The sequence below is a fragment of the Pseudodesulfovibrio sp. genome (assembly GCF_028692895.1).
Taxonomy (GTDB): Bacteria; Desulfobacterota; Desulfovibrionia; order Desulfovibrionales; family Desulfovibrionaceae; genus Pseudodesulfovibrio.
In genome coordinates this window covers 33327-40883 of sequence record NZ_JAQUWN010000031.1, presented here as the reverse complement: position 1 = coordinate 40883, position 7557 = coordinate 33327, and the positions used below count along the sequence as shown (strand labels likewise).

Annotated in this window: 8 protein-coding genes; 7 read left to right on the top strand and 1 reads right to left on the bottom strand. The window is 67.8% G+C overall.

What is annotated here, in order from left to right; all coding sequences use genetic code 11:
• Positions 1–11 precede the first annotated feature (11 nt).
• Positions 12–932, bottom strand: coding sequence for a tyrosine-type recombinase/integrase (locus PHP91_RS09595; protein ID WP_300139944.1), 921 nt, complete (start codon positions 930–932; stop codon positions 12–14).
• Positions 933–1130: 198 nt separating this feature from the next.
• On the opposite strand from PHP91_RS09595, the gene obgE reads away from it, so the two are divergent.
• From obgE to PHP91_RS09560, 7 genes are all read left to right on the top strand, one after another.
• The gene (gene obgE, locus PHP91_RS09590; RefSeq protein ID WP_300139942.1) at positions 1131–2192 is read left to right on the top strand and encodes a GTPase ObgE; all 1062 of its coding nucleotides are present in this window, start codon (positions 1131–1133) and stop codon (positions 2190–2192) included.
• Positions 2193–2538: 346 nt separating this feature from the next.
• Positions 2539–3699: a glutamate 5-kinase gene (proB, locus tag PHP91_RS09585; protein ID WP_300139940.1), complete on the top strand. Its 1161-nt coding sequence runs from the start codon at positions 2539–2541 to the stop codon at positions 3697–3699.
• Positions 3700–3712: 13 nt separating this feature from the next.
• Positions 3713–4870: an MFS transporter gene (locus tag PHP91_RS09580; protein WP_300139938.1), complete on the top strand. Its 1158-nt coding sequence runs from the start codon at positions 3713–3715 to the stop codon at positions 4868–4870.
• A gap of 10 nt (positions 4871–4880) precedes the next feature.
• Positions 4881–5858, top strand: a complete 978-nt coding sequence (locus PHP91_RS09575) for a DUF1566 domain-containing protein (RefSeq protein WP_300139936.1) — start codon at positions 4881–4883, stop codon at positions 5856–5858.
• A 21-nt stretch (positions 5859–5879) separates the two neighbouring features.
• On the top strand, positions 5880–6026 hold the full coding sequence (locus tag PHP91_RS09570) for a hypothetical protein (protein ID WP_300139934.1): 147 nt from the start codon (positions 5880–5882) through the stop codon (positions 6024–6026).
• A gap of 153 nt (positions 6027–6179) precedes the next feature.
• A complete protein-coding gene (gene plsY, locus PHP91_RS09565) occupies positions 6180–6767 on the top strand; it encodes a glycerol-3-phosphate 1-O-acyltransferase PlsY (protein ID WP_300139932.1) in 588 nt (195 codons plus the stop codon).
• A gap of 2 nt (positions 6768–6769) precedes the next feature.
• On the top strand, positions 6770–7557 hold a 788-nt coding region (locus PHP91_RS09560), incomplete at its 3' end, for a cation diffusion facilitator family transporter (protein ID WP_300139930.1).

Below are 7557 nucleotides of genomic sequence, written 5' to 3'. Positions count from 1 at the left end.
ATAATTCCTAGTTATCCCAACCTCCCCTCCTCAATATCCCCTCTCGGATGCGCGCTGGCGATGGCCTTGCGCTGGCAGGCCTCGTTGACGTGGGCGTAGATTTCGGTCACGCCGATGGAGCTGTGGCCGAGGAGGACCTGGATGTTGCGGATGTCCACGCCGTTGCCCAGGAGCATGGTCGCCACCGTGTGGCGGAACATGTGGGGGGTGACGTGCTTGCCCGCAGCGCCCCGGGCCGCGTAGCGGGACAGGAAGGACCGCACCTGCTGGTCCGTTATCCGAAACAGATGGCCGCACGACGGGTCGGCATAGCGGAGATGCTCGGTCAGGGCGGCCGTCACCTCGACGCCGCAGAGGGGGACGATGCGCTCACGGCGGCCCTTGCCCGTGATGCGGACGTTGCCCGCCCCGAGGTCCACGTCCTCCGAGCGCAGGGCGCAGAGCTCGCCCACCCGCATGCCCGTGGCGAAGAGCAGCTCCAGCACCGCGATGTCCCGGACGCAACGGATGTAGCCGCCGCTGCCCCGGCGAAGGGCCGCCTTGTCCGCATACGCCGCGCGGAAAATGCCGCTGACCGTCTCCAGGCTCATGGTCCGGGGCAGCTCCCTGGCCCGGTCCACCTTGATCCGCAGCTTGCGGAACGGGTTCGACTCGATCTGCTCCTCATACTCCAGATAGGAAAAGAACGCCTTGAGCGTGGCGATCTTGCGCTTGATGCTCCGGGGCCGATACGACTCGAAGAGCCGCTTCAGGTATCCTCGGATGACGTCCTTGCCGATGGCCGCAACATCCGCCCCGCCTGCGCCCCGCCCCAGGTGCTCCACGAACTGGCGCAGGTCCGTCCGGTAGGCCTTGAGCGTCTTTTCCGTCAGGTTCTTTTCGTATTGACAATGAAACAAAAACAGGCCAATCGATTCGCTCGTCGTGCGCATTCCCTTTTCCTTTCCGCTTGTCCTACATAGAAACATCTATACAACTGGTTGATTTTGTTGATTTTGTTTTCTAGACGCGGCAGCGTCAAGGACAGGCTTGCCCGAGGCCCGCATCCTCGGGTTGTGGGGTGCGCCCGAAACCTATAAGATACGACGCTCGACCGGGCCCATTCGGCCCGGCGGACGGAGGACATATTCATGCGATTTGTGGACGAAGCGATCATCACGGTGCGCTCCGGCAAGGGCGGCAACGGCTGCGCCAGCCTGCGGCGCGAGGCCAACATGCCAAAGGGCGGCCCGGACGGCGGCGACGGCGGACGCGGCGGCGACGTCATCCTTCGCGCGGACAACAGCCTGGTGACCCTCTACGACTTTCGCCTGCACCGCCACTACTTCGCCAAGAACGGCCAGCAGGGCATGGGCAGCGACCGCTACGGCAAGGCCGCCGACCCCCTCTACGTGAACCTGCCCGTTGGCACCCTGATCTTCGAGGTCACGGAGCACGAGGACGGGACCACCGAGGAGACGTTCCTGGCAGACCTGGTCGAGGACGGCTCCGAGCTGGTCATCTGCGAGGGCGGACGCGGCGGCCGGGGCAACCTGCACTTCAAGTCCTCGGTCAACCGCACCCCGCGCTACGCCGAGCCCGGCTTTCCCGGCGAGGAGAAGCGCGTCCGCCTGGAGCTGAAGATCCTGGCCGACGTGGGCCTCCTCGGTCTGCCCAGCGCGGGCAAGTCCACCTTCATCTCCCAGGTCTCGGCCGCACGGCCCAAGATCGCGCCCTACCCGTTCACTACCCTGGTCCCCAACCTCGGCGTCGTGGAGAACGAGGATTTCAAGCGCATGGTCATCGCCGACATCCCCGGCCTCATCGAGGGCGCGAGCGAGGGGCGAGGCCTGGGCATCACCTTTCTCAAGCACGTGGAGCGCACCCGCTTCCTGGTCCACGTCCTGGCCGTGGAGGACCTGAACCGAGAGGACCCGCTGGACGGCTACGCCATGCTCGATCAGGAGCTGGCCGCCTACAGCCCGGAGCTCTCGCTCAAGCCGCAGATCAAGGTCATCAACAAGATCGACACCCTCTCCCCGGAGGAACTGGCCGAGCTCAAGACCAAGGTCGCGGCCTCGGGCCAGGAGGTCTACCTCATCTCCGCCCTGACCGGCGAAGGGGTGGACGGACTGCTGGACGCCATGTGGCGGCAGCTCGCCGCCATGGAGGAGCCGCTCGCCGAAGCGGACGAGACAATCCCCGAAGCATGACATCCCCGGCCGGAGGGCCTTCTCCGGGCCGCCCGAGTTTCCGACAGGCAAAACAAAATCCCCCAGGCGCACCGCCGGGGGGATTTTTCTTTTCCGGCGCGCACGAATTGTCCGCGCGAACTTCCTTGGCCGCGAACACTTCGTTGAGCGGGGTCGGCTCCGGAGCGGGCGCAGTGTCGGATCGAGGTCGGATCGCCGTGCCAGTTATCGGCAACCATGTCTGATGCGATTCATTTTTCTCATGCTTCTTGAAGCTGGCTTGATGTAAAAACGCCGCGCCGCCTGCGCCGTCCGGACCCGAGTCATTCCTTGCCAGCTCACCGGCAGTTGCTGTACCTTCGCCCGCATGACGCAACTCGACATGGATAGAAAAGCGCTGCTGGCGAACGTCCGGCGCGTGGTGATAAAGGTGGGGAGCGCGGTCCTGACCACCCCCGACGGGCTGAACCCGGCCGCCATCGAGCGGCTGGCCACGCAGATTTCCACCCTGCGCGACCGCTCCATCGACGTGGTCCTGGTCTCCTCCGGCGCGGTGGCCGCCGGGCGGCAGCGCATCTGCGAGCGCACCCGGCAGTGCCGCAAGGAATACACGGACATGGCCTCGCGCCAGGCGGCCTCGGCCGTGGGCCAGGGGCGGCTCATGCACGACTACGACGAGGCCTTCGCCCGCCACGGCAAGGTCACGGCCCAGGTCCTGCTGACCCGCAGCGGGCTCAAGACCAGAGACCGCTTCCTCAACGCCCGCAACACCCTGGAACGGCTGCTGGAATGGCAGGTGGTGCCGATCATCAACGAGAACGACACCGTCTCCACCCACGAACTGGAGTTCGGCGACAACGACACCCTGGCCGCCATGTGCCTGGGGCTGACCGGCGCCGACCTGTTCATCAACCTGACCAGCGCCGACGGCGTGTTCGAACAAAACCCGGACAGCCACCCAGGCGCGAAACCCATCCCGGTCATCGAGAACATCGCGGCCCTGGACCTGGAGGCCACCTGCGACGGCAAGACCAACGTCGGCACGGGCGGCATGTACTCCAAGCTGCGCGCGGCCCGGCGGGCGGCCCAGCTCGGCGTGCCCACCCTCATCGTCTCGGGCAAGGGCGAGTTCGATCTTGTGGCCGTGCTGGACGGCGAGGAACGCGGCACCCTGGTCCTGCCCGAGGATCACACCGTGTCCAGCAAGAAATTCTGGCTCGCCTACCACGACAACCCGGCCGGGAGCATCGTGGTGGACCAGGGCGCGGCCCGGGCCCTCACCGGCCGCGGCAAGTCGCTGCTGCCCATCGGCATCCGCGAGGTCTCCGGCTGCTTCGAGCGCGGCGCGCTGGTCTTCATCAAGGATACGGATGGCGACCAGCTCGGCGTGGGCGTGAGCAACTATTCATCGGACGAGTTGGCCCGCATCAAGGGACGCCGCACCGACGAACTGGCCGACATCCTCGGCCCCGCCGTCTTCGACGAGGCCGTGCACCGGGACAATCTGCTGCTCGACGCGGCCATCTGACCGGGACCACGTTTTGCGGCGGATCTATCTCGACAAGAATCTCCAGTTCGTCTTCGGCGTGACCCTGATGGCGGTGCTCGGCGTGTCGAGCATCGTCCCGGCCCTGCCGGGCATCATGGACGGCCTGTCCATCGGTCCGGTCCAGATCGGCCTGGTCATCTCGGCCTTCACCCTGCCCGGCGTCATATTCTCGCCTCTCATGGGCGTCCTGGCCGACCGGATGGGGCGGCGCATCGTCCTGGTCCCGGCCCTGTTCGTGTTCGGCGGGTTCGGCTTCGCCTGCTTCTTCGCCCGTACCATGCCGGAGCTGCTGGCCCTGCGCTTCGTCCAGGGCGTGGGGGCGAGCCCGCTCGGCGTGCTCTACGGCACCATCATCGGCGACCTCTACCATGGGCCGGAGCGCGGCCAGGCCATGGGCTACAACGCCAGCGCCCTGGCCATGGGCACGGCGCTCTACCCGGCCATCGGCGGCATCCTGGCCATCCTGGGCTGGAACTACCCCTTCCTGCTGCCCCTGCTGGCCATCCCGCTCGGGGTCGCCATCATCTTCCACATGGACATCCCGAACCCGGACCGGCAGGGCTCCTTCGCCGAATACCTCAGGGGAGCGCTCCGGCGCATGCGCACCCGCCGCGCCCTGAGCCTCTTCGCCACCACCCTGGTCACCTTCGTCATCCTCTACGGCCCGATCATCACCTACCTGCCCCTGCTGCTGGACGCGAGATACGAGGCCTCGGCCCCCATGATCGGGGCCGTGTTTCTCATCGCCTCGGGCTTCACCGGCCTGGCCTCGTTCCAACTGGGCCGCCTGGCCGAACGGTTCGGCCAGCGCACCCTGCTCCTGGCCGCGTCCGTGTTCTACGCGCTGTCCATGCTCCTCATGCCGCTGGCCCCCGGCCTGTGGTACGTGGTGCCGCCGGTAATCTGCTTCGGCCTGGCCCAGGGGCTGAACATCCCTACGGTCATGACCATGCTGACCACCATCGCGCCCATGGAGCAGCGCGGGGCGTTCATGGCCGCCAACGGCTTCCTGCTCCGCCTGGCCCAGACCGTGGCTCCGCTGCTCATGGGCGGACTGTTCGCCCTGTTCGGCATGCAGGCCGTGTACCTCGGCGGCCTGGCCTGCGCCGTGATCCTCTTCGCCCTGGCCTTTTTCTGCATCGAAAAGTAGGCTCGCCGCCATGTCCCGACACATCCTCGCCACCGGCCAGACCTTTTGCGCCGACGCCTCGGGCGCGCGCATTCCCTGCGCCGGGACCGGCCAGGACGCAGAGACCGCGCCGGGCATCCCCTCGGGCGCGGACCGGTTCCGGGTCCGGGGCGAGACCGTGCTCGACGCGGCCACCGGCCTGACCTGGCTGCGCGACGCCAACGCGCCGGGTTTTCCCCTCGCCTGGCAGGAGGCCTTCGACTTCATCGAGGACATGAACGCCAAGGAACTGGCGGGCAACGACGACTGGCGGCTGCCGGACCGGCGCGAGCTGTTCAGCCTGGTCTCCTTCGACGCCCACTCCCCGGCCCTGCCGCCCGGCCACCCCTTCGAGAACGTCTTTTCCGGCTGGTACTGGACCGCCACCAACTCGGCCATGCACGCGGCCCAGGCCTGGCACGTCCACTTCATGGGCGGCCGAATGTTCTGGGGCACCAAGACCGGCTACGAGCTGGTCTGGCCCGTGCGCGGCATGACCGACGTGCTCCCGGCCGTGAGCCCGGCCAGCCCCCTGGGCGTCCCTTGGCCCGAGCCCAGGTTCGTGCCCGAAGGCGGCGCGGTGCGCGACGGACTGACCGGCCTGGCCTGGACCCGCTCCGCCGACCTGGCCCCCGGCCCCGTGAGCTGGGAGGAGGCCTTCGCCGTGGCGGCCCGGCTCAACCGGGAGCGCCATGCGGGCCTCGACAACTGGCGGCTGCCGACCATCCGGGAGCTGGATTCCCTGACCGACGCCTCGACGCACACCCCGGCCCTGTGCCCCGGCCACCCCTTCACCGACACGCGCGAGGCCTACTGGTCGTCCACCAACAGCGCCTACGAGCCGGGCTGGGCCATGTGCCACTACCTCCACAAGGGCGCTACGGGCGTGGGCTTCAAGCTGGACCGGGGCTTCCACGTCTGGGCCGTGTCGGACCCGGACCCTAATCCTCCGGCCGGGCTCGGCCGATAAGGGAGGCATGAGGACATCGCCATGAAAGGTCTCCGTTGCCGACTCCAGCACCACCTGAACCCGCTGCACGTCTATTGCCGCCTGCGCACCCTGGGCATGGCCCCGCGCGCGGCCCGCGCGGTGTCCTTCTGCTACGAGCGGGTGGTCTACCGCTTCGTCCTGGCCTGATCCGGCCCGCCGCCCGTCATTCCGCCAGGCGCGCGCCTTTGCGCCCGCCCTTCCGCGCGCCGCGCCATGCCCGCCCCGCGCCACGCTTTCCCTTCCATTCCCCGATCAAAAACGATACAACGCCCGGAGCAACAAGCTCATCAGGAGATAGCAATGTCCGTGATTCTCTGGTCCATCATCGCCTACATCCTCGGTTCCATCCCCTTCGGGCTGGTGGTGGCCAAGGTCCTTTGCAACACCGACCCGCGCACCGGCGGCAGCCGGAACACCGGCGCCACCAACGTGGCCCGGCTCTGCGGCACCAAATACGGGGTCCTGACCCTGGCCCTGGACCTGGGCAAGGGCTTCTTCCCGGTGCTCCTGGCCTCGTCCTGGACCGGCTCGGGCCTCGGCCTGAGCGTCGTGCTCCTGGCCGCCATCCTGGGCCACGTCTTTTCCTGCTTCATGAACCTGAAGGGCGGCAAGGCCGTGGCCACCACCATCGGCGCGTTCCTGGCCGTCTCGCCCTGGGGCACCATATTCTCGGCCGCGCTCTGCCTGCTGGTCATCGCCCTGTCCGGCCACGTCTCCATGGGCTCCCTGACCCTGGCCCTGGCCCTGCCCGTGTTCATGTTCCTGACCGGCCACTTCGCCTTCGTGCCCGCGGCCCTCGTCGTCATGGTCCTGCTCTTCTGGCGGCATCGCGAGAACATCCACCGCCTAGCGCGGGGCGAAGAGAACCCCTGGATCAAGAAGGACTAGCCGTGCGCCCCGGCAACCCCCGCCGGTACGCCATCTATTCCGTGGCTGCATCGGTGACCACACTGGTGCTCAAGTTCGGCGCATGGCACGCCACCGGCTCGGTGGGCCTGCTCTCCGACGCCCTGGAGTCCATCGTCAACCTCACGGCGGGCGTGCTGGCGCTCACGGCCATCACCATCGCCCTGCGCCCGGCCGACCAGGACCACCGGTACGGCCACGGCAAGGCGGAATACTTCTCCAGCGGCATCGAGGGCGTGCTCATCATCCTGGCCGCCCTGGGCATCGCCTACGCCGCGTTCCAACGCTTCCTCCATCCGGCTCCGCTGACCCATCTCGGGCCCGGCCTGATCCTGGCCCTCGTCTCCTCGGTCATCAACTACGGCACGGCCAAAGTCATGCTGCGCGCGGCCAAGCGGTTCGACTCCATCACCTTGGAGGCGGACGCCCGCCACCTGCTGACCGACGTATGGACCTCGGTGGGCCTGGTCGCCGGGCTGGCCATCCTGCTCTTCCTGCCCCACTGGTCCATCCTGGACCCGGCCATCGCCATGTTCATGGCCGTCAACATCGTCTTTACCGGGGCCGGGCTGGTCCGCCGCTCCGTGGGCGGGCTCATGGACGACGCCCTGCCCGACGCCGAGCTCGAGGTCATCGAGACCGCCATCGGACGGCACAAGGCCAAGGGCGTGAGCTACCACCACCTGCGCACCCGCAAGTCCGGGCCCCTGCGCTTCATCGACTTCCACCTGCTGGTGCCGGGCGCGACAACGGTGCAGGCCGCCCACGACCT